The organism is Pseudomonas sp. P4_D7, assembly GCF_056401755.1.
Map to the genome: position 1 here is coordinate 138256 of NZ_JBFUIR010000001.1, position 26034 is coordinate 164289.

Consider the following 26034-nt stretch of genomic DNA (forward strand, 5'->3'; position numbering starts at 1 on the left):
CGTGCTGATTGGCGGCGCGCCGTAGCGTGCGCTTGCGTGGCGAGGGCGGGGGGCGGTGCGGCTGACTATCCATCATGCGTTCTCCCAGAACCTGATGTGGATAAGTGACGGCTGTCCTTGTGCCATTGCAGTGAAGACAGCGCAGGAATCGAAGTCAAGGCAACGTCTTAGAACTGTATGAAATGTGATCAATTGCCCTTTGGACTATGCCGGACGGGGCTTGCAAGGTTTGGCAAACAAGTTATCCACATAGCCACCCACAGCAAATGGGGGTAACTGTGGATGACTGGAAAAATAAACCGCTGATTTATGAAGAAAAATCGTGACTTATCCAGAAGGACGGTTTGCGAGACGCATTGGTTGTTTTTTGATCACAAGCTTGAAAGCCACGTTTTTCATGGCTTTCAGAGGATGGCAAACACGTTATCCACAGAAGCACCAACAGAGATCGGGGGTAACTTTGCCTGTGCTGTGGAAAAGCGCCGAAGGCTGTGTGAAATCGAGGTTTGCGCGGGAGTTTTCCTTGGAAACAGATGAATTGACTATTTTTTGATCAAATCTTTGAAAGCCACGGTCTGTATGGTTCGCAGCGGATAGCGAACATCTTATCCACAGAAGCGCCAACAGAGATTGGGGGCAACTTGCTGAGTTATCCTGCCGAAAAAGCCCTGAAAATCCGTGACTTAGGCTGGTTGTTTTTTGATCGGAGGGCTGTAGGGCTTGATTGGCACGGGGTGCAGGGATGGGCGAACACGTTATCCACAGATCCGCCAACAGGGATTGTGGGTAAACCGCCTACCCTCATCGGAACGCCGCCCGCCCAGCCCTCTCCCGGAGGGAGAGGGAGCCGACCGAATCGCCTATTTGAACTCCATCGACCTGAACGAACATTGCGATCTCAGGCTTGGCCAAGCCAAGGTCACCGCGCAATCGCAGGTCGATGTAATTAGCCAATACCACTCGGTCGGTCGCCTCTCCCTCTGGGAGAGGGCTAGGGTGAGGGGCTTTTCAGCGGACAACGCCTTCTTCAATCAGCAACTTGAGGATCGCTTCAGCACCGGCCTGAGGGGTAACACCCTTGAGCACTTGCCCCCCGCCCCCACTGGCCTTGGCCGTCGCGGCTTTCATCCGGTCCGCCCCGCTCTTGGCCTTGATCACCTTCAAGCGTTTCGGCCGTGGCTTGGCGGGTTGCAGGGTGGCAACCGACAACAACTCATCGTCCACAACTTCCACATCTTCAGCCTGCAAAACCCCGCGTCGCGCCGGTCCATAAGCACTCTGCCGAGGTTTCGGCGCGGCGTTATCCACAGTCGCCAGAAACGGCAGTTTCACTTTCAACCGACGCCGCTGCCCGCGCGGCAACGCTTGCAGCACCAGCGCCGAGCCGTCGTTGATCGACTCGACCTGCGCTAGGCCCACCACCAGCGGCCAGCCCAGACCTTCCGCCAGCAAGAACGGCAACATCCCCGAACCTTCGCCGGTTTCCGCCTGGCTGCCGGTCAGCACCACCTGCGCACCGGCATCACGCAGATACGCGGTCAGCGCCGGCAGCGCATCGGCACCAGCCGGTTGCTCCAGCACATGCATCTGCTCAAGACCCATGCCCAGATAGGCGCGCAACGCCGCTTCCGCAACGTCACCGGCATGCAGCACTTGCAGGTTATCCCCAGCCAGTTGCAGACCCAGTTCCACGGCGCGCGCGTCCTGATCAGCGCGGCGTGGCCGCCCGGAAGTAGGGTGAGCGCCGATTGAAACCAGACTGATTACTTTCGTGTTCATAGCGTTTCCTTAAGCCGCATCGCGCTTGGCTTCGTTGCGGTAAGCCGCCACCGCCTCGATCAACGCCTGAAGAATCTCTGCGCTCTCGCCGATCACGGAGAGGTCTGCACGCTTGATCATGTCGCAACCCGGATCGAGGTTGATCGCCACCACCTTGTCACAGGCACCAATGCCTTGCAGATGCTGGATCGCGCCAGAGATGCCCACAGCCACATAGACCCGCGCGGTAACCCAGGTGCCGGACGCGCCGACCTGGCGATCACGGGCCATGAAGCCATCGTCCACCGCCACCCGCGACGCACCTTCGGTAGCGCCCAGCGCAGCGGCGGTCTCGTGGAACAGCGCCCAGTCCTTGACCCCGTTGCCGCCGGAGAAAATGAATTCGGCTTCGGCCATCGGAATCGCTGCCGGGTCGACCGCCACGGCGCCGAGATCTTCAATCCGCGACAGGCTGCGCGCTACTGTTGTGGATAACTCCACCGGCAACGCTTCATGACGGGTTTCGCTGACCGGTTCGGCGCATTCGGCGGCGGCCAGAATCAACCGTGCGAGCGGACGGGCGAGATCTTGCAGCCCAGCGCCAGCGCGGCCGATGCACTCCTGATCCTTGACCTGCCAGACCCGCGTGGCCGGGCGCTCGCCCAGTGCCGCGGCAAAGCGCCGGCCGAGTTCGCCGCCACCGCTGCGACTGTCTGGGAGCAGCCAGTGACGCGGGTTGAACTGGTTATCCACAGCGCGCAAACCTTGCACGCGTTGCTCCGGTGCATAACCACTAAAGGCTTCGCCTTCGAGCACCAGCAAGCGATCGACGCCTGCTGTGGCGAAGGCATTTTCCTTGTGCTCGCCAAAGACCACCGCCAGCACCGCGCCGTCATTGCCGGCGAGCTGATGAGCGAGGCCGAGCAAGTCGCGATCGTGGCTGCTCAGGCGGCCGCCGACCATGTCCGGCACCACACTGATATAGAACGCCGGGGCCGGCACCTGATGCAGTGGCAATTGCACTTCCACAGCAGCCGAACGTTTGACCGCCCCGCCCTGTTGCGCGCCGCTGCGATCGATCCGTTTTATGCCGTTGGGGCCAATAAAACCGATGCCATGCAGATTCTTGCGGATGATGCCGTTGGGCCCCATCCAGCTGTGTTGCGCCGGTTGCATCGCCGCGTGCAGCGGATGCAGGCGGTTACGCGCAATCCATTCGGCGCGTGGGTCGCGGCGGATAATGTCGCTCATCAATGGGCCTCCGCAGGTTCACGTTTGGCCGGGGTGGCAGGCTTGTTCGGCGCGGCGTCTTCGAGCAGCGCGTCGGCCACCAGTTCGGCGATGTCCTTGATCAGCGGACGCGGTTCGACCACGCCTTCGAGCATCGCCGTGCACTGTGGACAACCCACGGCCACCAGTTCGGCGCCGGTCTCGCGGATGTCTTCCATGCGCATATCAGGAATCCGTTGCTTACCCGGAATGTCGGTGATCGGCGCCCCGCCACCGCCGCCGCAGCAACGCGAGCGGAAGCCGGAACGTTGCATCTCTTTGACCTCGATGCCGAGGGCACGCAGCACTTCGCGCGGCGCTTCGTACTCGCCGTTGTAACGACCGAGGTAGCACGGGTCGTGATAGGTCACGCTGTTGCCTTTGTGCTGACCGAGGTTCAGCGCACCGGCCTGAATGATTTCCGCCATGTAGGTACTGTGGTGCTGCACCAGGTAGTTGCCGTCGAAGGCGCCATATTCGTTTTTCAGCACATGGAAACTGTGCGGATCGCAGGTGACGATGCGGTTGAAGCTGTATTTGGCCAGGGTCTGGATATTGCGTTTGGCGAGCAACTGGAAGGTCGCTTCATCGCCCAGACGACGGGCCACGTCACCGCTGTCACGTTCTTCCAGCCCCAACACGGCGAAGTCGATTTTTGCCGCTTTCAGTACTTTGACGAACGCGCGCAAAGTGCGCTGGTTGCGCATGTCGAAGGCACCGTCGCCGACCCAGAACAGCACGTCAGTGGATTTCTTCTCGCTGAGCAGATTGAGGTTCAAGTCCGCTGCCCAGTTCATCCGTCCGCCCGGGGCAAAACCGCCGGGGTTGTCGGTGGCAATGAGGTTTTCGAGGACTTCTGCGCCCTTGTTCGGGGTTGCGCCTTTTTCCAGGGTCAAATGGCGACGCATGTCGACGATGGCATCGACGTGCTCGATCATCATCGGGCACTCCTCGACGCAGGCACGGCAGGTGGTGCACGACCACAGGGTTTCGGCGTCGACCAGACCGTTGACGATGGGTTGATGGGGATCGCCGCTGTGCTCGCCAATTGGTTTGCCGGGATACGGACTGCCGGCGAACTTGGCATCGGTGCCGCCAGCGAGGCCGACGACCATGTCCTGAATCAGTTTTTTCGGGTTCAACGGCTGGCCGGCGGCGAAGGCCGGGCACGCCGCTTCGCACTTGCCGCACTGCACGCAGGCGTCAAAGCCGAGCAACTGGTTCCAGGTGAAATCCTTGGGTCTCTCAACACCCAACGGCGCTGACGGATCATTGAGATCCAACGGCTTCAAACCCGTGGAACGGCCGCCGCCAAAACGTTCGGCGCGACGGTGCCAGGCCAAGTGCAAGGCACCGGCAAAGGCGTGTTTCATCGGCCCGCCCCAGGTCATGCCGAAGAACAGCTCCGACACGCCCCACAACACGCCGATTCCGAGGATGACCGCGAGTATCCAGCCGCCAAAGTTCACCGGAAGAATTCCGGCCACTGGCAAGGTCAGCAGAAAGAACGACGCCGAGAACGCCAGCAGGCTTTTCGGCAGGCGCATCCACGGGCCTTTCGACAGCCGCGCCGGCGGGTTGCGCCGACGCAGATAAACGAAGATCGCACCGACGAACATTACCGCCGTCATCAGCAGCAAGGCGTAACCGAGTATGCGGTTATGCAGGCCAAAACCATGCACCAGCAGCGCCAGCACAATCGACGCCACCGCACCGCCGGCCGTGGCCACGTGGGTGTTGGCGATGTATTTGTCCCGCGCCACGACATGGTGCAAGTCGACCATGTAGCGCTTGGGCATGGCGAACAGGCCGCCGATCAGATCGACCTTCGAGGCCCGGCCCCGACGCCACATCGCTACCCGTCGCAACGCACCAAGGACACCAAGGCCCAGGGCGGCGAACAACAGGATTGGAAGAAGGGTGTTCAACATAGGTGAAGCTCCCAAAGACCGCAGGGTCTTGCAGGTCGAGTTGCCTTACTCGGTCACTGTGGGAGCGAGCTTGCTCGCGAAGGCGGACTGACATTCAACATCGATGTCGACTGATCCACCGCTTTCGCGAGCAAGCTCGCTCCCACAGGGTTGTGTGCAAGCCTTTAGAAGTCTTTACACAGTCTGAGCGCGTCATAGATCGCGGCGTGGGTGTTGCGCTGCGCCACGCAGTCGCCGATGCGGAACAGCAAGTAGCCGTCGCCGGTGGTGCTCAGCGAAGGTTGCGGCTGGATCGCGAACAACGCTTCAACGTCGATCTGGCCCTTGTTGCGCGAACCCTCTTTGAGCGCGTAGTAGATTTCTTCATCCGGACGCACGCCGTTCTCCACCACCACCTGATCGACCACCCGCTCCTCTTTGGCGCCGGTGTATTCGTTTTCCAGCACCGCGACCAGTTTGTCGCCTTCGCGGTAGACCTTCTCCAGCATCATGTCGCCGGTCATGATCACTTCTTTCGGGTACATGCTGCGGTAGTAGGTCGGGAACGACGTACCGCCGATGGCCACGCCCGGTTTGATGTCGTCGGTGACGATCTCGACCTGGCTGCCTTTGTCGGCGAGGAAGTCAGCAACCGACATCCCGGTGAACTCGCAAATGGTGTCGTAGACCAGCACGTTCTTGCCCGGCGCAACCTTGCCGTCGAGCACGTCCCAGCTGCTGACCACCAAGCCTTCGGCGGCGCCCCAGTGTTCGTTCTGTTCCAGGTACGGATGCCCGCCGACTGCCAGCACCACTACATCCGGACGCAAGTCCATGATGGTCTCGGCATCAGCCGCCGTGCCCAGACGCAGATCGACTTTCAGCCGCGCCAGTTCCAGCTGGAACCAGCGAGTAATACCGGCGATCTGGTCGCGCTGCGGCGCTTTCGATGCGGTCGTGATCTGCCCGCCGATGAATTCCTTCTTCTCGAACAGGGTCACGTCGTGGCCTCGCTCGGCAGCAACACGTGCCGCTTCCATGCCGGCCGGGCCGGCACCGACGATCACCACTTTGCGTTTCGGCCCGGTGGATTTCTCGATGATGTGCGGCACGCCCATGTATTCGCGGGAGGTCGCGGCATTCTGGATGCACAACACGTCGAGGCCTTGATACTGGCGGTCGATGCAGTAGTTGGCGCCAACGCACTGTTTGATCTGATCGATCTGGCCCATCTTGATCTTGGCGATCAGGTGCGGGTCAGCGATGTGCGCACGGGTCATGCCGACCATGTCGACGTAACCGCCCTCAAGAATCCGTGTGGCCTGGTTCGGGTCCTTGATGTTCTGTGCGTGCAGCACCGGCACCTTGACCACTTCCTTGATCCCGGCGGCCAGATGCAGGAACGGCTCCGGTGGATAACTCATGTTCGGAATCACGTTGGCCAGGGTGTTGTGGGTGTCACAACCCGAGCCGACGACGCCGATGAAATCGAGCATGCCGGTGTCGTCGTAATACTTGGCGATCTGCTTCATGTCCTCGTGGGACAAGCCGTCCGGGTGGAACTCGTCACCGCACAGACGCATGCCCACGCAGAAGTCGTCACCGACCTCGGCGCGCACGGCTTTCAGCACTTCCAGACCGAACTTCATTCGGCCTTCGAAGGTGCCGCCCCATTCGTCGGTACGCTTGTTGACGCGCGGGCTCCAGAACTGGTCGATCATGTGCTGGTGCACCGCTGACAGCTCAACGCCGTCGAGACCACCGGCCTTGGCCCGGCGCGCCGCCTGGGCGTAGTTGCCGATGACCCGCCAGATTTCTTCCGGCTCGATGGTTTTGCAAGTGGCGCGGTGTACCGGTTCACGGATGCCTGACGGCGACATCAGCGTCGGCCAGTTGAAGCCGTCCCAGCGCGAGCGCCGGCCCATATGGGTAATCTGAATCATGATCTTGGCGCCATGCTTGTGCWTGGCGTCGGCCAGGTTCTGGAAATGCGGAATGATGCGGTCGGTGGACAAATTCACCGAGCTCCACCATTCCTGCGGGCTGTCGATGGCGACCACAGAGGAGCCGCCGCAAATCGCCAGGCCGATGCCGCCCTTGGCTTTCTCTTCGTAGTATTTGACGTAGCGGTCGGTGGTCATGCCGCCGTCCGTTGCGTAGACCTCAGCGTGCGCGGTGCTGAGCACGCGGTTGCGGATGGTCAGTTTGCCGATCTGGATCGGCTGGAACATTGCTTCGAAAGCCATGGCGGGTTCCTCGACTTACAACGGCTTGACGGTGAACAGGCCGTCGTCGTGGCCTTCTTCGGAGCCACCGTAGACTTGCTCGGCGACGGTGCGAATCTTGCTGCCGCGAGCCTCAAGAATCTGATCCATGGCCCCGGCAAACCAACCGGTGAACATGTAATCGACTTTGCGCCCGACCTTGCCGTACACATAGACGAATGCCGAGTGTTCGAGCTTGACGCTGGCGGTGCCTTTGTCGAGGTCGATGTCTTGGATCTTGAACAGACCCCAGCCGCGTTGCGACAAGCGCTTCATGTAGTGCTCGAACACCGCGACGCCTTCCAGGCCGTGGCATTCAGCTTCTTTCTCGCACCAGTGCCAGGCGGATTTGTAGCCGGCCTTATAGAGGATTTCGGCGTAGGCGTCGGCGCCCAAAACTTCTTCGATGCCCATGTGGTTATTGACGAAGAAGTGACGCGGTACGTAGAGCATCGGCAGGGCGTCGGAGGTCCAGACACCGGTTTCGCTGTCGACTTCGATTGGCAATTGCGGGGCGATCTTGGCCATGGAAACTTAACTCCAGAAAAATAGTGGATTCAGTGGTGACCGCTGCCCTCACCCCAGCCCTCTCCCACAGGAGAGGGGGCAGATCGGCGGCGGTCTTGAGTCAGCGTTACTCGCCCCAGACGTCTTTCAGGACGTTGACCCAGTTTTCGCCCATGATCTTGCGCACGACGCGCTCGGAATGGCCGCGCTTGAGCAGGGTTTCGGTCAGGTTCGGGAACTCGCCGACGGTGCGGATGCCCAGCGGGTTGATGATCTTGCCGAAGCTGGTCAGACGGCGGGCGTAGCCCTTGTCGTGGGTCAGGTATTCGAAGAAGTCCTGGCCGTGACCCTGGGTGAAGTCGGTGCCGATGCCGATGGCGTCTTCGCCGACGATGTTCATGGTGTATTCGATCGCTTCGGCGTAGTCGTCGATGGTCGAATCGATGCCCTTGGCGAGGAACGGCGCGAACATGGTTACGCCGACAAAACCGCCGTGGTCGGCAATGAACTTCAGTTCTGCATCGGACTTGTTGCGCGGGTGCTCTTTGAGACCCGACGGCAGGCAGTGGGAATAGCAGACCGGTTTTTTCGATTCGAGGATGACTTCTTCGGAAGTCTTCGAGCCGACATGGGACAGGTCGCACATGACGCCGACGCGGTTCATCTCGGCGACGATCTCGCGACCGAAACCCGACAGGCCGCCGTCACGCTCATAGCAACCGGTGCCGACCAGGTTCTGGGTGTTGTAGCACATCTGCACGATGCCGACGCCGAGCTGCTTGAACACTTCGACATAGCCGATCTGGTCTTCAAACGCGTGAGCATTCTGGAAGCCGAAGAGGATGCCGGTCTTGCCTTGCTCCTTGGCGCGACGGATGTCGGCGGTGGTGCGCACCGGCATCACCAGGTCGCCGTTTTCGCGGATCAGCTTCTGGCTGGCGGCAATATTGTTCACGGTCGCCTGAAAGCCTTCCCACACCGACACAGTGCAGTTGGCTGCCGTCAGACCGCCCTTGCGCATGTCTTCGAACAGCTCGCGGTTCCATTTGGCAATGATCAGACCGTCGATAACGATGCTGTCGGCGTGTAATTCGGCTGGGCTCATCAGGCGTCCCCTTATTGGCGATTCATGCGCCGAATCGTCTGCCGGCGCTTTGGGGCCAGCATATGCCTCGGTGCCGGGGCGACCGGGTGCAAAAACGACAGGGGAATTGCCGAAAGCGTCAATCCGCGACAAAGGGTCGCCAGACGCTCCGATCAGCTACCTGTTCAAGCCCGCCAGCTTGAGCCAGAATCTGGCCCATCTTGGAAACACCACTGGATTAGAGCGGCGACAACAATGAAATCGATCTTCTTGGCTTTGGCTTTGCTTGCGACCGGCGTGCACGCCGCTGAAGAGTCCGACAACAACCCGTGCGACGCCGTCGAAAACGACGTCCAGACCCTGGAATGCTCGACCTATAGCCGCACCACCGCCGAAGACCTGCTCAAGGACAACTACGCCAGCCTCAACGAACGCATGCAGACGGCGTACGGCAAGAACCCGACGCAATTGGCGGACATTACCGCCAAGATCAAGACGGCTCAGCAGCAGTGGTTGAAGACGCGGGACGCGGATTGTGCGGTGGAAGCGTTTCCGGCTACGGCGGGGAGCAAGGCGTTCACGATTGCGCAGAATGATTGCGTGGCGCGAATGAGTGATGAGCGGTCGGAGTTTTTGGAGTCGATTGGGCAGGAGTGAGTGTCTGAGCTGTAAGCTGCCCTTCTATAGCCAATCTAGGTAAGCACATGAACATCTGCGGCATTGAAATCAAAGGCAGCGAAGCGATCATCGCCGTGGCCGCTCTCGACGGTTCGAACCTGAGCCACGTTCCCCTCGCCACCAAGAAGATTGCCCTCGAAGACGATGACGAGGCGGCGAACGTGAAGATGTTTGCGGCGCAGGTGGCGTCGTTTGTGCGGGAGAATTCGGTTGACCGGATCGCGATCAAGAAGCGCAGCAAGAAGGGCGAGTTTGCCGGTGGCCCGACGACGTTCAAGATTGAAGGGATTTTGCAGTTGCTGGATGGTTGCGAGGTGACGTTGTTATCGCCGCAGACGATCAATGCGCAGGCGAAGAAGCATAATTTCGAGCTGCCGGGGACGTTGAACAAGTATCAGCATGAGGCTTACAAAGCCGCGTGTTCGGCGTTGCTGAAGAAGTAAGCGTTTTTTCAGACAATGAAGATCCCGATGTGGGAGCGAGCCTGCTCGCGAAAGCGGTGGATCAGTCAATCCTGTATTGACTGACACGCCGTCTTCGCGAGCAGGCTCGCTCCCACATTGGTTTTGGGTGCATCCATTCAGGCCTGGGCGGTACGGCGGTCTTCGCGCGGGCAGCGGGCGAAGCGTGCCCGGTAGCTGCGGGTGAAGTAGGACGGTGATTCGAAGCCGCAGGCGATGCTGACTTCGAGCACGCTCATGTCGGTTTGGCGCAATAACTGCCGGGCTTTTTCCAGCCGTAACCTGAGATAGAAATTGCTCGGTGTATCGTTCAGATGCAGCCGAAACAAGCGCTCCAATTGCCGCCGCGTGACCTTGATCGATTCTGCCAATTGCAAAGTAGTCAGCGGCGGTTCGCTGTGCTGCTCCATCTCGCCGATCACCTGAACCAGCTTCTTGTTATTGATGCCATAACGCGTGGCGACTTCCATGCGCTGGTGATCTTTGCGCGGACGGATGCGCCCCAGCACAAACTGCTCGCTGACCTGAATCGCCAGTTGCGGCCCATGAGCCTGGGCGATCAGATCGAGCATTAAATCGATGGAAGCCGTGCCACCCGCCGAGGTGATGCGCCGGCGGTCGATCTCGAACAGTTCCTGGGTCACGCTGAGCGTTGGATAAGATTCCTTGAACGCGTCGATGGCTTCCCAGTGCAGGGTCAGGCGATGACCGTCGAGCAGACCTGCTTCAGCGAGGACAAAGCTGCCGGTGTCGATAGCACCGAGGGTCACGCCTTCGTTATCCAGTCGCCGCAACCAGTGTTCAAGGGTTGGCGTGGCGAACTTCAGCGGTTCAAACCCGGCCACCACCAGCAGCGTCGCGCCTTTCTTCAGCGGCTCCAGCGCCGCATCGGCGTTGACCGACATGCCATTGCTCGCCAGCACCGCCCCGCCGTCGGCGCTGAGCACGTGCCAGCGGTACAACTCGCCACGAAAGCGGTTGGCCACGCGCAGCGGTTCGATCGCCGAAATAAAGCCGATGGCGGAGAACCCCGGCATCAGCAGAAAGTAGAAATCCTGGGACATGGGCGCACTCGATTCGCGGGTAACGAGAGGGAGGGGAGCGTGGCTCGTTGATACGCCGATTGTCGTCAGCGTTCAAGCGCACAGGTCGCTACAGTGCAAATGCCAGTCGCCGCAGTGCGCTTTCATGGGCGTATAGCTGCGTAACTTTGCATCACCGGCACGACAGATGCCGGAACTCACAATAACGACCTGCCGAGGAACCCGACATGAAACGACTGATCAGCAGCTGTGTTCTTGCACTCAGCGGTACCGCTTTCTTGAGCGCCAGCGTCATGGCGGCCGAACCTGCGTCATGCCAGAACGTACGCATGGGCGTGGTCAACTGGACCGACGTGATCGCCACCAGTGCCATGACCCAGGTCCTGCTCGACGGCCTCGGCTACAACACCAAACAAACCAGCGCGTCCCAGCAAATCATCTTCGCCGGGATCCGCGATCAACGGCTGGACCTGTTCCTCGGTTACTGGAACCCGCTGATGACCCAGACCATCACGCCGTTTGTCGACGCCAATCAGGTCAAAGTCCTCGAAGCGCCAAGCCTGAAAGATGCCCGTGCGACCCTCGCCGTGCCGACTTATCTGGCCGACAAGGGCCTGAAAACCTTCGCCGACATTGCCAAGTTCGAAAAAGAACTGGCCGGCAAGATCTACGGCATCGAGCCAGGCTCGGGCGCCAACACGCAGATCAAGGCAATGATCGCCAAGAACCAGTTCGGCCTCGGCAAGTTCCAGTTGGTCGAGTCGAGCGAGGCCGGCATGCTCGCCGCCGTCGACCGTGCTGTGCGCCGCAAAGAGGCCGTGGTCTTCTTTGGCTGGGCGCCGCACCCGATGAACGTCAACGTCAAGATGACTTATCTGACCGGCAGCGACGACGCCCTCGGCCCGAATGAAGGCATGGCCACCGTGTGGACAGTGACCGCGCCGAAATACGCCGAGCAGTGCCCGAACATTGGTCGCCTGCTGACCAACCTGACGTTCACCGCCGAGGACGAGAGCCGGATGATGCAGCCGCTGCTCGACCACCAGGACGCTTTCGAATCGGCCAAGCAATGGCTCAAGGATCACCCCGAAGACAAGCAGCGCTGGCTGGAAGGTGTGACCACGTTCGATGGCAAACCGGCGGCTGAAAACCTGCAACTGACCAGCAAATAACCGCCACCCTCACCCTAGCCCTCTCCCGTTGGGAGAGGGAACTGAACGACGCTTCGCAGCCCGGAAAAGGGCTGCGGACAGACCCATCACGCCTGAAGGAAACCGCACCATGAATCACGACGTCATCATCACCTGCGCACTCACCGGTGCTGGCGACACGACCGCCAAGAGCCCGCACGTGCCGGTCACCCCGAAACAAATTGCTGCTGCTGCGGTGGAAGCGGCCAAGGCCGGCGCCACGGTTGTGCACTGCCATGTGCGCGATCCGCAGACCGGCAAGTTCAGCCGTGACGTGGCGCTGTACCGCGAAGTGATGGAACGCATCCGCGAGGCCGACGTCGACATCATCGTCAACCTCACCGCCGGCATGGGCGGCGACCTGGAAATCGGCGCTGGCGAGAACCCGATGGAGTTTGGCCCGAATACCGATCTGGTCGGCCCATTGACTCGTCTGGCTCACGTTGAAGCGCTGTTACCGGAAATCTGCACCCTCGATTGCGGCACGCTGAACTTCGGCGATGGCGACACCATTTACGTCTCCACACCGGCGCAACTGCGTGCCGGCGCCAAGCGCATTACCGAGCTGGGCGTGAAGGCCGAGCTGGAGATTTTCGACACCGGTCACCTGTGGTTCGCCAAGCAGATGATCAAGGAAGGTCTGCTCGATAACCCGTTATTCCAGCTGTGCCTGGGCATCCCGTGGGGCGCGCCGGCGGATACCACCACGATGAAAGCCATGGTCGACAACCTGCCCGCCGATGCGGTGTGGGCCGGGTTTGGCATTGGCCGCATGCAGATGCCAATGGCCGCGCAAGCAGTGCTGCTCGGCGGCAACGTGCGGGTGGGGCTGGAAGACAACCTGTGGCTGGACAAAGGCGTGCTGGCGACCAACGGCCAACTGGTCGAACGCGCCACCGAAATCCTCAGCCGCCTCGGCGCCCGGGTGCTGACCCCGGCCGAGGGCCGCAAGAAAATGGGCCTGACCCAGCGCGGCTAACGAACTCACCTCAAAACCCTGTGGGAGCGAGCTTGCTCGCGAATGCGATGGATCTGCTGATGAAGATACTGCGGATGTACCGCCCCCTTCGCGAGCAAGCTCGCTCCCACAGTTGATCGCCGAACTATTCAGGAAATCACCATGAGCTTTATCACCGAAATCAAAACCTTCGCCGCGCTGGGCAGCGGTGTCATCGGCAGTGGCTGGGTATCCCGCGCCCTCGCCCATGGCCTGGATGTGATCGCCTGGGACCCGGCGCCCGGCGCCGAAGCGGCGCTGCGTAAACGCGTAGCCAACGCCTGGGGCGCGCTGGAAAAAAACGGTCTGGCACCGGGCGCTTCGCAGGATCGTCTGCGCTTTGTCGCGACCATCGAGGAGTGCGTACGCGATGCCGACTTCATTCAGGAAAGCGCCCCGGAACGCCTGGAACTGAAACTCGATCTGCACAGCAAAATCAGCGCCGCGGCCAAGCCCAATGCGTTGATCGGTTCGAGTACCTCGGGCCTGCTGCCGAGCGAGTTTTACGAGAGTTCAACGCACCCGGAGCGTTGCGTGGTCGGCCACCCGTTCAACCCGGTTTATCTGCTGCCGTTGGTCGAAGTCGTGGGTGGCAAGAACACCGCGCCCGAGGCCGTTCAGGCAGCGATGAAAGTCTACGAATCCCTCGGCATGCGTCCGCTGCACGTGCGCAAAGAAGTGCCGGGGTTTATCGCCGACCGCTTGCTCGAAGCGCTGTGGCGTGAGGCGCTGCACCTGGTCAACGATGGTGTCGCGACCACTGGCGAGATCGATGATGCGATCCGCTTTGGCGCCGGCCTGCGCTGGTCGTTCATGGGTACGTTCCTGACTTATACCTTGGCCGGGGGTGATGCGGGGATGCGCCACTTCATGTCGCAATTCGGCCCGGCGTTGCAGTTGCCGTGGACCTATCTGCCGGCGCCGGAACTGACTGACAAGTTGATTGATGATGTGGTTGATGGCACCAGTGATCAGCTTGGTCGTCACAGCATTTCGGCACTGGAGCGCTATCGTGATGATTGCTTGCTGGCGGTGCTTGAGGCGGTGAAGACCACAAAGGAAAAGCATGGGATGGCGTTCAGCGAGTAATGCGTTCGCGTCAGACCGCTGCCCTCACCCTAGCCCTCTCCCAGGGGTAGAGGGGACTGACCGAGTTGAATGTTCGAGCTACGCCGACCTGCACCGCCGAGCCGAACTCAGGACTTGAAACGCTTGAAGATCAGCACCCTTTCTCCTCTCCTCCATTGGGGAAAGGGGACTGACCGCGGTGTTTTTTTCGAGCTACGCCGACTTGATCTATCGAGCCGAACTCAAGTTTTGAAAGGCCCCCGATCCACTCCCTTCCCCCTCTCCCCCTGGGGGAGAGGGCTGGGGTGAGGGGGTAGCTTTTGATCTTGAAGACCACCTAACTGCCGGAACCCAAACCATGCCCCAGCTCACCACGTACCAAACCCGAATCATCCCCGACTGGGTCGACTACAACGGCCACCTGCGCGATGCCTTCTACCTGCTGATTTTCAGCTACGCCACCGACGCCCTGATGGATCGCCTCGGCATGGACAGCAACAACCGCGAAGCCAGCGGCCACTCGCTGTTCACCCTTGAACTGCACCTCAACTATCTGCACGAAGTGAAGCTCGACAGCGAAGTCGAGGTGCGCACGCAAATCATCGGTCACGACAGCAAACGCCTGCACCTCTATCACAGCCTGTACAAGGTCGGTGAGGAACAGGAACTGGCCGGCAACGAACAGATGCTGTTGCACGTCGACCTCGCCGGCCCGCGTTCGGCACCGTTCAGCGCGGACACCCTGAGCCGCCTGCAAAGCATCGTCGCCGAGCAGCAAGACTTGCCCGCTCCCGCTTACATCGGCCGCGTTATCGCACTGCCACCCGCCAGGTAATCCATCGATCACAAGGAGCCGCCATGCACACCGCTGCCGCTGTTGCCGATTTCCGTACTTATCCGTTGATCAGCGCGCTCGGTGGCGTGCAGACCCTGGCGGATCGCGTTGCCATCGCATGGGCTGACGGTCGTATCAGCCCGTTTCACCACGTCTGGTTGCGGGATAACTGCCCGTGCCCGCAGTGCGTCTACAACGTCACCCGCGAGCAGGTGTTCGAGATTGTCGATGCCGCTGAAGACCTCAGGCCTGCCGCCGCCGATATCGATACCGACGGCTGCCTGCGGATCGACTGGCGGGACGGTCACCTCAGCCGTTTTGATCCCGGCTGGCTGCGCGCTCATGCCTATGACGATGAATCCCGCGCCGAACGCTTGGCCGGCAAACCTAAGTCTTATCTGTGGCGCAGCGATCTGCAGTTGCCAGTGTTCGAATACGCGGCATTGATGAACGACAACGCCGCCCTGCTGCAATGGCTGCTCGCCGTACGCGACATCGGCCTGACGCAAGTACGCGGCGTGCCCACCGAGTCCGGTTCACTGAAGCTCATCGCGCAACGCATTTCCTTCATTCGCGAGAGCAACTTCGGTGTGCTGTTTAACGTGCAATCCAAAGCCGATGCTGACAGCAATGCCTACACCGCTTTCAACCTGCCGTTGCACACCGATCTACCGACACGCGAGCTGCAACCGGGGCTGCAATTTCTGCATTGCCTGGTGAATGACGCCGAGGGTGGCGAAAGTATTTTTGTCGACGGTTTTGCGATTGCCGATGCCTTGCGCAGTGAAGACCCTGCATCGTTTCAGGCACTGTGTGAAATACCGGTGGAGTTTCGCAACAAGGATCGCCATAGCGACTATCGCTGCCTGGCGCCGATCATCGCTTTGGACGCCTTGGGACGCGTGGCGGAAATCCGCATGGCAAACTTTCTGCGCGGAGCGTTCGATACCTCGGTAGAGCAGATGCCACGGTTGTATCGGGCTTATCGGCGGTTTATTGCGATGACCCGTGAGCCACGGTTTCGGCTGATGCAGCGGCTTAATTCCGGTGAGCTGTGGTGCTTCGATAATCGCCGTACGTTGCACGCGCGTAATGCCTTCGATCCGGCGACCGGGGCGCGGCATTTTCAGGGCTGCTACGTCGACCGGGATGAGTTGTTGTCGCGGATTCTGGTGTTGCAGCGGTAGACCGCGTCATCGTTCTTCGCGAGCAGGCTCGCTCCCACATTTAATCGCATTCCCCTGAATGAACGCGGTCACCTGTGGGAGCGAGCTTGCTCGCGAAAGCGTCAGTCCAGACAACGCGTCACTAACTGAATCACAGACAAAAAAAGCCCCGATACCAGCCGTGACTGGATCGGGGCTCAAGCTACTGTTGAGGAGCTGCCAAGCGAGGGTGACCAAACCTTCGTGTTGCAAGCTGAGTTCAGTGTGCCCACTCCCTTGAGCGGCGAGTTAGCCGAAAACGACCTGTTCATAGCCGTCGCAGCCACTGCGACAAATCGCCCTTGCCGTGCTCCCGCATGGCTACCAGAATCGAGCCACGACCTCCGTTACCGAAGAAGGATGCGCGTCATGATGTATGCCGATTTGATCGATCAGGAAGATTTGCTGGGCCAGCTCAAGGCGTTGGGTTTCCAGGTGCCGAGCGGTTCAACGGCCGAGCAGGCTTGCGAATGCGCGGTGCGCGGTCTGGATAATGTTCGCGCGTTTGAACTGCGCAAAATGGTCAAGGACATGTACACCAGCGGCGCCAGTATCCAGCCTGCGGTGCGCCAGGCGATCGACAAACAATTACTGCCGGCATTGGCGGACTATCAGCAAAGCCATAGCGCCTGACGTTGCTCACCTGATCGTTCCCACGCTCTGCGTGGGAATGCCTCAACGGACGCTCCGCGTTCGGCCTTTTGGGACGCAGAGCGTCCCGGGCTGCGTTCCCACGCAGAGCGTGGGAACGATCCTCATCAGAGCCTTACGCTGGCAAACGTCGATTCATTGCGCGCCTGACTCAACGCCGACATCGGCCCCGACAGCGGCGACATCACGATGGCCTGCGGCAGCGGCAACATCGCCACTTGTTGAGTGGTGTTGGACCCTACGCGCTCGTCACGCGGCGGAATGCCGAAGTATTCGCGATAGCACTTGGAAAAGTGCGGCGTCGAGACGAAACCACACACGGACGCCACTTCGATGATCGACATCGGCGTTTGCTTGAGCAACTGCCGGGCGCGGATCAGGCGCAGCTTCAAGTAGTAACGGGACGGCGAGCAGTGCAGGTATTTCTGAAACAGGCGCTCCAGCTGTCGACGCGACACGGCGACGTACACCGCCAGTTCATCGAGGTCGATCGGCTCTTCGAGGTTGGCTTCCATCAGCGCGACGATTTCCTGCAGCTTCGGCTGGTTGGTGCCGAGCATGTGCTTGAGCGGCACACGCTGGTGATCCTGTTCGTTGCGGATACGTTCGTAGACGAACATCTCCGAGATCGCGGCGGACAGTTCACGGCCGTGATCGCGACTGATCAGGTGCAGCATCATGTCCAGCGGCGCGGTACCGCCGGAGCTGGTGAAACGGTTACGGTCGAGGGTGAACAAACGGGTGCTCATGGCCACGCGCGGGAAAGCTTCCTGCATCGCCGCCAGACATTCCCAGTGCACGCTGCAATCGAAACCATCGAGCAACCCGGCGCAGGCCAAAGCCCAACTGCCGGTGCACACCGCGCCGAGACGCTTGGACTGACGCGCCTGGCTTTGCAGCCAGGAAACGTGTTCACGGGTAACAGTGCGTTGAATGCCGATGCCGCCGCAGACAATCACAGTGTCCAGTGGCGGGGCTTTGTGCATGGAGGCGTCTGGCGTGATTTGCAGACCGTCACTGGCCCACACCTGGCCGCCATCGACGGTGAGGGTACTCCAGCGATACAGCTCGCGACCGGACAATTGGTTGGCCATGCGCAGGGGTTCTACTGCGGACGCCAGAGAAATCAGCGTGAAATTGTCCAGCAGCAGAAAGCCGATGGATTGAGGCGCACGGTTCTGGGGTTGGGCCCCGGAGTTGAACGACGTCATCGCGGTATCTCCTCACACAAAGCGGGTGATGGCCTCAGGCGGAGGCTCTTGTTATTGCCAGCGTTCTCGCGTGGGAGACGGGCTTTGTTATGACAGAGCAATTGCCATGCCTAAAATTGGATGGCCGTTCAATAACTCCTGAAAACGACGTCGCGACGTGTCTATACGAGCCGTCCGACGAAAGGTGTTTCGAAGTGCCATCAGCGTTGCTGAGCGCCCTGCCCCCAGGGGTGTGAGCAAATCGGTAGCACTTGTGGGAACTGGCCTGCGCGCAGTTTGTAGGGAGTGTCACCGCAAGCACGGGTGACGGACGGTAGGGGGTGCTGAATGCATGTAACAGCTGGGAAAGACTCTTATCTGTTTGCGACGCGCTAAAAGGTGGCGTGATTTATTGTCTGTGTTCACTTGATGAGCAATTTTGACTGGTCTGACCCCTTCGCGAGCAGGCTCGCTCCCACATTGGACCCTGGCGTTCACACATTTTGTGTTCACTGGAGATCTACTGTGGGAGCGAGCCTGCTCGCGATGGAGGCGACTCGGTCTCAGCACTCAACCGCACTGACCGCCAATCCACCACGCGATGTCTCTTTATATTTGTCATGCATATCAGCGCCGGTATCACGCATGGTGCGGATCACCCGATCCAGCGAGATAAAGTGCTGACCATCGCCACGCAATGCCATTTGCGCCGCGTTGATCGCCTTGACCGCGGCAATCGCATTACGCTCGATGCACGGCACCTGCACCAGGCCACCGACCGGATCGCAAGTCAGCCCAAGGTTGTGTTCAAGACCAATCTCCGCTGCGTTGCACAACTGCTCCGGCGTGGCACCAAGAATCTCCGCCAGCCCCGCCGCCGCCATCGCACACGCCGAACCGACTTCGCCCTGGCAACCCACTTCGGCGCCCGAGATCGAAGCATTCTTCTTGCACAGAATCCCCACCGCCGCTGCACCGAGGAAGTAATCGACCACGTTGGCGTCAGTCACCGCTTCACTGAACTTCATAAAGTAGTGCAACACCGCCGGAATGATGCCCGCCGCGCCATTGGTCGGCGCCGTGACCATGCGCCCGCCCGCCGCGTTTTCTTCATTAACCGCCAGAGCGAACAGGTTGACCCACTCCATCGCGCTCAGCGTCGAGCCGATCACATTGGGCTTGCCCAGTTCCTGCAGGCTGCGATGCAACTTCGCCGCGCGCCGACGCACATTCAGTCCGCCGGGCAGGATGCCTTCGTGTTTCAGGCCCTGCTCGACGCAATCCTGCATCGCCCGCCACAGTTTCATCAGCCCGGCGCGGATCTCTTCTTCACTGCGCCAGACCTTTTCGTTGGCCATCATCAATTCGGCAACGCGCAGGTTGTTTTTCTTGCACAACTCCAGCAGCTCAACCGCGCTGGAAAAGTCGTACGGCAACTCAGTGCGATCCAGATCGACCACGCCGCTGGACGCCTGCGCTTGATCCACGACAAAACCGCCGCCCACTGAGTAGTAGGTGTCGCGATGCAGTTCGCCGTGATCACCCTCGGCAACGATAGTCATGGCATTGGGGTGGAATGGCAGGTTCTCGTCGATCAGGCGCATGTCCCGTACCCAGACAAACGGCACCGACAAGCGACCATCCAATAGCAGGGTGTGCGTTTCGCGCAACGCCTGGATACGTGGGCCGATCTGCGACGGGTCGATTGCGTCCGGCCACTCGCCCATCAAACCCATGATCACCGCGTTGTCGCTGCCGTGGCCAATGCCCGTGGCCGACAGCGATCCGAACAATTGCACTTCTATACGACGCACCTGTTCCAACTGGTGCTTGTCCCGTAGCGACTCGACGAACAACGCCGCGGCGCGCATGGGCCCGACGGTGTGGGAACTGGAAGGGCCGATGCCGATTTTGAACAGGTCGAAAACGCTGATAGCCATTGCTGCAGAGCTCCTGAGGATGCCGGTCCGGGGCGTGAAGCGCCCGCTGGCGGAGCTGCTACGCTCAAGCTGCGATCCGCCGGAATGCCCGCATCATCAGGCTTTTGTCGGAGCGCACGGCGTCTGACACCGACGCACTCATGTCCACCAGCGCCGCGCCGTTTTCGCCCCGGTTTTTCGCCGTTTTTATGCGGTTCAGATGGCCATTCGGGGCTGAAAAAAGCTGTAAGCGACGTCACTGACACTGGATGCGACCATCCCTGTACTGGATACGACCCCCCCTGTAGGCGTCAGATTTTCACTGGTACATGATCGTTATGACTCGATTGCAAGGCGCCGTGACAGAGCTGTCTCCAGAACGCCATCCAACCGCAACCTATAAGTGCGGTGGTCCACAGTCGGAACACTGCCAAAAAAAACACCAAGGAGTCCATCCATGAAAGGTTCCCCGTCGTTGTTGTTGGCCGCCATGCTGAGTCTGCCGTTACTGGCGCAAGCTGCAGAACCGGCACAGTGCAGTACCGTTAACTTCTCCGATGTCGGCTGGACCGACATCACCGCTACCACCGCTACCACCTCCGTTGTCCTCAACGCCCTCGGCTACAAGACCAAGACCACCATGATCTCCGTGCCCGTGACCTACAAGTCGCTGGCCGACGGCAAGAACATGGACGTGTTCCTCGGTAACTGGATGCCGACCATGGAAAACGACATCAAGGCTTACCGCGACGCCGGCACCGTGGAAACCGTGCGCACCAACCTCAAGGGCGCCAAGTACACCCTCGCCGTGCCGCAAGCCCTGTATGACAAAGGTCTGCATGACTTCGCCGACATCGCCAAATTCAAGAAAGAACTCGACGGCAAGATCTACGGCATCGAGCCTGGCAATGACGGCAACCGTCTGATCCAGAGCATGATCGACAAGGACGCTTTCGGCCTGAAAACCGCCGGTTTCAAAGTCGTCGAATCGTCGGAAGCGGGCATGCTCTCGCAGGTGGATCGCGCGCAAAAACGCGACACCGCGGTGGTCTTCCTCGGCTGGGCGCCGCACCCGATGAACAAGCGCTTCAAGATTCAATACCTGACCGGTGGCGATGATTTCTTCGGCCCCGATTTCGGTGCTGCGACCGTAGCGACCAACACCCGCAAGGGTTACGCCGAGGAATGCAGCAACGTCGGTCAGTTGCTGAAGAACCTGGAGTTCACCGTCGACATGGAAAGCGAACTGATGGGCAACATCCTCGACGACAAGATGAAGCCTGACGCGGCCGCGAAGGCCTGGCTGAAAAAGAATCCACAAGTGCTCGATACCTGGCTCGCTGGCGTGACCACCATTGACGGTAAACCTGGCCTGGAGGCCGTGAAAGCCAAGCTTCAGTAATCGCTTATGCCGGGTGGGTTCGCCCGCCCGGGCTGTTTATTTCCTTGCATGCGGACGTTCACTACCATGCTGATTGATCAGAAAATACCTTTAGGCCAGTACATCGCGGGCTTCGTTGAATGGTTGACGCAACACGGCGCCAACACCTTCGACGCAATCGCCGTGACACTGGAAACGATGATCCACGGCGTGACGTTTGCGCTGACCTGGTTCAACCCACTGGTCTTGATTGGCCTGATCGCACTACTCGCTCACTTCATTCAGCGTAAATGGGGCCTGACTGCGTTCGTCATTGCCTCCTTCCTGCTGATCCTCAATCTGGGGTACTGGCAGGAGACCATGGAAACCCTCGCCCAGGTCATGTTCGCAACCCTGGTCTGCGTGGTCATCGGCGTGCCGTTGGGCATCGTCGCCGCGCACAAACCGATGTTCTACACGGTCATGCGTCCGGTACTCGATCTGATGCAGACCGTACCGACCTTCGTTTACCTCATTCCTACCCTGACCCTCTTCGGGCTGGGTGTGGTGCCAGGCCTGATCTCCACAGTGGTGTTCGCCATCGCTGCGCCGATCCGCCTGACCTACCTGGGCATCCGCGATGTCCCGCAAGAACTGATGGACGCCGGCAAGGCCTTCGGCTGCTCGCGTCGCCAACTGCTCTCACGGATCGAACTGCCGCACGCCATGCCGAGCATCGCGGCCGGCATCACCCAGTGCATCATGCTGTCGTTGTCGATGGTGGTGATCGCGGCACTGGTAGGCGCCGACGGACTCGGCAAACCGGTGGTCAACGCACTGAACACTGCTGATATCGCCCTGGGCTTCGAAGCGGGCCTGGCGATCGTACTGCTGGCGATCATGCTCGACCGTATCTGCAAACAACCCGACGCTAAAGCAGGGGGTGACGCATGAGCATAATTCGCTTCGAAGACGTCGACGTAATCTTCTCCAAAGACCCGCGCGAGGCGCTCAAGCTGCTGGATCAGGGCATGACCCGCAACGAGATCCTGAAGAAGACCGGACAGATCGTCGGCGTGGAAAAAGCCACGCTGGACATCAATAAAGGCGAGATCTGCGTGCTGATGGGCTTGTCCGGCTCGGGCAAGTCGAGCCTGCTGCGCTGCATCAACGGCCTCAACACCGTGAGTCGCGGCAAGTTGTTCGTCGAGCATGAAAACCGTCAGATCGACATCGCCTCCTGCACCCCGGCCGAACTGAAAATGATGCGCACCAAACGCATCGCCATGGTCTTTCAGAAGTTCGCCCTGATGCCTTGGCTAACGGTGCGCGAGAACATCAGTTTCGGCCTGGAAATGCAGGGTCGTCCGGAGAAAGAACGCAAGAAGTTGGTCGACGAGAAACTCGAACTGGTCGGCCTGACCCAGTGGCGCAACAAGAAGCCCGACGAACTCTCCGGCGGCATGCAGCAGCGTGTCGGTCTGGCGCGGGCACTGGCGATGGACGCCGACATTCTATTGATGGACGAACCGTTCTCGGCCCTCGACCCGCTGATCCGTCAGGGCCTGCAGGATGAACTGCTGGAACTGCAACGCAAGCTGAGCAAGACCATCGTGTTCGTGAGCCACGACCTCGACGAGGCGCTCAAATTGGGTAGCCGCATCGCGATCATGAAAGACGGCCGGATCATCCAGTACAGCGTGCCGGAAGAGATCGTGCTGAACCCGGCGGACGACTATGTGCGCACCTTCGTTGCGCACACCAATCCGCTCAACGTACTTTGCGGTCGCAGCCTGATGCGCACCCTGGACAAGTGCAAACGCATCAATGGTTCGGTGTGCCTCGATCCGGGCGGCGATTCGTGGCTGGACCTGGCCGAAGGCAACACCATCAAAGGTGCGCGGCAGAATGGTTCGGTGCTGAACCTGCAGAACTGGGCGCCGGGGCAAGCGGTGGAAGGCCTGGAGCGCAAGCCGACGCTGGTGGACTCTAATATCGGTATGCGCGATGCGTTGCAGATTCGTTATCAGACCGGCAACAAGCTGGTGCTGCACGATGACAATCATGTGGTGGGGATCTTGGGCGACAGCGAGTTGTATCACGCGTTGCTGGGCAAGAATCTCGGTTAAGGCGGGATAAAAAAAAGGGATCGCGGTGAGCGATCCCTGATCGTTCCCACGCTCTGCGTGGGAATGCAGCCCGGGACGCTCCGCGTCCCACAACAGCGGACGCAGAGCGTCCATTGAGACATTCCCACGCGGAGCATGGGAACGATCATGCAAAAGGGGCTCAATCGAGCCCCTTTTGTTTTAGCGGTTTAGCTATACACCCGGCCAAGGAGCTGCCGATGGCTTTCAAACTGATCGAGCACATCGCGTGTGATCTGATCCTGCGTGAAGCCCATCAGGTCGTAATCCTGGCTGCCGTTGTGCAGGTACACCTCGGCGCGGTAGTAACGCTGGCGCGCTTCATCGGATTGCGCCGATTCGGTCGGGGTCGCCAGATAGCCGTCCAGGCTGACTTCGTAGACGAAAGGGTTGCCCTCTTCCATCTCGACGCGCACGCCCATGCAACGCTTGGATTTACCCAGCAGCGTCTGCACTTCCAGACCCTGCGCACGCATCTGCGCAGCAGCATCTTCCAGCGCCGGGCTGACCTGCTTGTCCATGAAGCGTTGCACCACCGATTGGCTCGGTTGCAGATCCAGTTGCGTCAGACGCTCGCTGAAACCACGACGACCGCGCTCCGCCAGCTGCGCCTGCTCCTGTTCGATCTGCACGTCCTGACGCATGGCCTTGTGCAAGCCGAACATGAAGAACACCAGCACCACCGAGAACGGCAGACCGGCCAGCACCACCATGGTTTGCATGGCTTCGAAGTTACCGGCAAACAGCAGACCGATGGTCACCAGGGTGATCACCACCGACCAGAAGATCCGCAGCCAGTGCGGCGCATCTTCATCGACGTTACCGCCCTTGCAGGACAGATTCGCCATCATCACCGCACCGGAGTCGGCCGGGGTCAGGAACAGCACGAAGCCAACAAAGATCGACACACCGATAACGACTTTCGACGCCGGGTAGTGTTCAAGCAACTGATAAATCGCCATCGACGGCTGTTCCAGCGCCGTCTTGCCGAGCTCCACCGCGCCATGGTTCATCACCAGGTCCAGCGCCGAGTTACCGAAGATCGACAGCCAGGCCAAGGTGAAGCCCAGCGGAATCAGCAGCACGCCGGCCACCAGCTCACGCACGGTACGACCACGGGAAATACGCGCGATGAACATGCCAACGAATGGCGCCCAGGAAATCCACCACGCCCAGTAGAACAGGGTCCACAGGCCCATCCAGCGCTCGGACTTGGCGTTGTCGCCTTCGTACACATAAAGGTCGAAGGTTTTCAGCACGATGCCATTGAGGTAGTCGCCGATGTTCTGCACGAAGCCGTTGAGCAGGTGCAAAGTCGGGCCAAACAACAGCACGAAAATCAGCAGACCGCTGAACAGCACGATGTTCAGGTTGGACAGACGACGGATGCCGTTTTCCACGCCGGACACGGCAGCGATGGTCGCCACGGTGCTCATCACGATAATCACGATCAACAGGTTGGTGTTGCTGTGTTCCATGCCGAACAGGTTTTCCAGGCCCGAGGACACCTGCAGCGAACCAATCCCCAGGTTGGTCACCAGACCCAGCAGGGTCACGAACATGCCGAAGCCGTCCACCGCGTGACCGGCCGCACCCTTGACCCAACGCTCGCCGACCAGCGGATACAGCGCCGAACGCAGGGCCAGCGGCTGGTTATGCCGGTAAGCAAAGTACGCCACGGCCAGACCGACCAGTGCGTAGATCGCCCAGCCGTGCAGACCCCAATGCAGGAACGTCAGCTGTACTGCCTGACGCGCGGCCAGGTTGCTGGCCGAAGCGCCTTCCGGCGGATTGAAGTAGTGATCCAGTGGCTCGGATGCGCCGAAGTACAACAGCGAAATACCGATACCCGACGAGAACAGCATCCCCGCCCAGGCGCCGTAACTGAAATCCGGGGTGTCGTCCTTGCTGCCCAGTTTGAGTTTGCCGTACGAAGAAAACGCCAGGCCCACCACAAACACCAGGTAGGCGGCGATGACCACCATGTAGTACCAGCCGAAGCTGCGCGACAACCAGGCCTGAGCGATACCCAACAGTCTGCCGGCCTCTTGCGGGGCGATAATCAGAATGGCGGTCAACAACAGAATCAGCGCGGTAGAGGTGTAAAACACCCAACCGTTGACCGTCACCTTCTCGGGCGGGGTCTTTATAAGCGAGGCAGAACTCATGGCACAAATGCTCCAGGCAGTGCGAGAGAAGAACACAAGGCAACACGGAACCCGACCAATCGGTTAGTTGGCAGCCGACCGGCGGGTGATATAAAGACACCCCGAAAAAAGCCCGAACCTGCCGAAATGGCGCTGCGAATCGCTTTCGTGGCCGAAGGTGGACGGACGGTCATCCGAAACCTGGCCCTGAGCGTCTTGCCCTTTCAACACGTCCATCGAATCGCGAACCGCGCCATGCCCCACGCAGGTTTCGAGCTTTTTCGGATGTCGGTTTTATCGCCACTTACACGTAGGAAAAAGCTGTAGGCAGCGACGATTTGTCGCAGATCT

The 26034-nt window shown here is 60.1% G+C and carries 21 protein-coding genes; 11 read left to right on the forward strand and 10 right to left on the reverse strand.

Annotated elements, in window-relative coordinates:
• Positions 1–1008: 1008 nt before the first annotated feature.
• The 6 genes from etfB to AC1DVF_RS00620 all read right to left on the reverse strand — a co-directional run bounded on the left by etfB (position 1009) and on the right by AC1DVF_RS00620 (position 8813).
• Positions 1009–1779: an electron transfer flavoprotein subunit beta gene (gene etfB / locus AC1DVF_RS00595; protein ID WP_186619986.1), complete on the reverse strand. Its 771-nt coding sequence runs from the start codon at positions 1777–1779 to the stop codon at positions 1009–1011.
• 9 nt (positions 1780–1788) lie between these two features.
• Positions 1789–3009, reverse strand: coding sequence for an electron transfer flavoprotein subunit alpha (gene etfA, locus AC1DVF_RS00600; RefSeq protein WP_477781869.1), 1221 nt, complete (start codon positions 3007–3009; stop codon positions 1789–1791).
• Positions 3009–4958 (reverse strand): dimethylglycine demethylation protein DgcB, encoded by a 1950-nt coding sequence (gene dgcB / locus AC1DVF_RS00605; RefSeq protein ID WP_186619988.1) that lies wholly within the window; start codon positions 4956–4958, stop codon positions 3009–3011. The genes etfA and dgcB overlap by 1 nt, the downstream gene beginning before the upstream one ends.
• Positions 4959–5122: 164 nt before the next feature.
• Positions 5123–7183: a dimethylglycine demethylation protein DgcA gene (gene dgcA, locus AC1DVF_RS00610; RefSeq protein WP_477781870.1), complete on the reverse strand. Its 2061-nt coding sequence runs from the start codon at positions 7181–7183 to the stop codon at positions 5123–5125.
• Between the two features lie 15 nt (positions 7184–7198).
• A complete protein-coding gene (locus AC1DVF_RS00615) occupies positions 7199–7729 on the reverse strand; it encodes a DUF5943 domain-containing protein (RefSeq protein WP_005792152.1) in 531 nt (176 codons plus the stop codon).
• Between the two features lie 106 nt (positions 7730–7835).
• On the reverse strand, positions 7836–8813 hold the full coding sequence (locus AC1DVF_RS00620; RefSeq protein ID WP_093429898.1) for a dipeptidase: 978 nt from the start codon (positions 8811–8813) through the stop codon (positions 7836–7838).
• A gap of 234 nt (positions 8814–9047) precedes the next feature.
• On the opposite strand from AC1DVF_RS00620, the gene AC1DVF_RS00625 reads away from it, so the two are divergent.
• Together AC1DVF_RS00625 and AC1DVF_RS00630 are read left to right on the forward strand one after the other, a co-directional pair.
• Positions 9048–9449, forward strand: a complete 402-nt coding sequence (locus AC1DVF_RS00625) for a lysozyme inhibitor LprI family protein (RefSeq protein WP_077574880.1) — start codon at positions 9048–9050, stop codon at positions 9447–9449.
• A 47-nt stretch (positions 9450–9496) separates the two neighbouring features.
• Positions 9497–9913 carry a DUF3010 family protein gene (locus AC1DVF_RS00630; RefSeq protein ID WP_477781871.1) on the forward strand — a complete coding sequence of 139 codons (417 nt, stop codon included), beginning with the start codon at positions 9497–9499 and terminating at the stop codon, positions 9911–9913.
• Positions 9914–10050: 137 nt separating this feature from the next.
• On the opposite strand, the gene AC1DVF_RS00635 is transcribed toward AC1DVF_RS00630, so the two are convergent.
• A complete protein-coding gene (locus AC1DVF_RS00635; protein WP_093429895.1) occupies positions 10051–10995 on the reverse strand; it encodes a GlxA family transcriptional regulator in 945 nt (314 codons plus the stop codon).
• Between the two features lie 206 nt (positions 10996–11201).
• Here AC1DVF_RS00635 and AC1DVF_RS00640 point away from each other — a divergent pair, with 206 nt between their 5' ends.
• The 6 genes from AC1DVF_RS00640 (at position 11202) to AC1DVF_RS00665 (ending at position 16902) form a co-directional block, all read left to right on the forward strand.
• On the forward strand, positions 11202–12146 hold the full coding sequence (locus AC1DVF_RS00640) for a choline ABC transporter substrate-binding protein (protein WP_477781872.1): 945 nt from the start codon (positions 11202–11204) through the stop codon (positions 12144–12146).
• A 109-nt stretch (positions 12147–12255) separates the two neighbouring features.
• Complete coding sequence (cdhC, locus tag AC1DVF_RS00645) at positions 12256–13143, forward strand: 3-dehydrocarnitine:acetyl-CoA trimethylamine transferase CdhC (RefSeq protein ID WP_093429893.1); 888 nt, start codon at positions 12256–12258, stop codon at positions 13141–13143.
• Positions 13144–13284: 141 nt separating this feature from the next.
• The gene (locus AC1DVF_RS00650) at positions 13285–14250 is read left to right on the forward strand and encodes an L-carnitine dehydrogenase (RefSeq protein WP_093429892.1); all 966 of its coding nucleotides are present in this window, start codon (positions 13285–13287) and stop codon (positions 14248–14250) included.
• A 337-nt stretch (positions 14251–14587) separates the two neighbouring features.
• Positions 14588–15064 (forward strand): thioesterase family protein, encoded by a 477-nt coding sequence (locus tag AC1DVF_RS00655; RefSeq protein WP_116254345.1) that lies wholly within the window; start codon positions 14588–14590, stop codon positions 15062–15064.
• Positions 15065–15087: 23 nt separating this feature from the next.
• The gene (locus AC1DVF_RS00660) at positions 15088–16251 is read left to right on the forward strand and encodes a gamma-butyrobetaine dioxygenase (RefSeq protein WP_477781873.1); all 1164 of its coding nucleotides are present in this window, start codon (positions 15088–15090) and stop codon (positions 16249–16251) included.
• 387 nt (positions 16252–16638) lie between these two features.
• A complete protein-coding gene (locus AC1DVF_RS00665) occupies positions 16639–16902 on the forward strand; it encodes a hypothetical protein (protein ID WP_007962640.1) in 264 nt (87 codons plus the stop codon).
• 125 nt (positions 16903–17027) lie between these two features.
• Here the strand turns inward: AC1DVF_RS00665 and gbdR are convergent, their stop codons facing one another.
• Positions 17028–18131, reverse strand: coding sequence for a choline metabolism transcriptional regulator GbdR (gene gbdR / locus AC1DVF_RS00670; protein ID WP_007949927.1), 1104 nt, complete (start codon positions 18129–18131; stop codon positions 17028–17030).
• A gap of 542 nt (positions 18132–18673) precedes the next feature.
• On the reverse strand, positions 18674–20050 hold the full coding sequence (locus AC1DVF_RS00675; protein ID WP_477781874.1) for an L-serine ammonia-lyase: 1377 nt from the start codon (positions 20048–20050) through the stop codon (positions 18674–18676).
• Positions 20051–20486: 436 nt separating this feature from the next.
• Between AC1DVF_RS00675 and AC1DVF_RS00680 the strand changes: the two genes are divergently transcribed.
• The 3 genes from AC1DVF_RS00680 to choV all read left to right on the forward strand — a co-directional run bounded on the left by AC1DVF_RS00680 (position 20487) and on the right by choV (position 23518).
• Complete coding sequence (locus AC1DVF_RS00680; protein ID WP_007918300.1) at positions 20487–21431, forward strand: choline ABC transporter substrate-binding protein; 945 nt, start codon at positions 20487–20489, stop codon at positions 21429–21431.
• Positions 21432–21497: 66 nt separating this feature from the next.
• On the forward strand, positions 21498–22343 hold the full coding sequence (gene choW / locus AC1DVF_RS00685) for a choline ABC transporter permease subunit (protein WP_093429887.1): 846 nt from the start codon (positions 21498–21500) through the stop codon (positions 22341–22343).
• Positions 22340–23518, forward strand: a complete 1179-nt coding sequence (choV, locus tag AC1DVF_RS00690; protein ID WP_034153601.1) for a choline ABC transporter ATP-binding protein — start codon at positions 22340–22342, stop codon at positions 23516–23518. Before choW ends, choV begins: the two co-directional genes overlap by 4 nt.
• A gap of 188 nt (positions 23519–23706) precedes the next feature.
• Here the strand turns inward: choV and betT are convergent, their stop codons facing one another.
• Positions 23707–25704: a choline BCCT transporter BetT gene (gene betT, locus AC1DVF_RS00695; protein WP_099757385.1), complete on the reverse strand. Its 1998-nt coding sequence runs from the start codon at positions 25702–25704 to the stop codon at positions 23707–23709.
• Positions 25705–26034 lie beyond the last annotated feature (330 nt).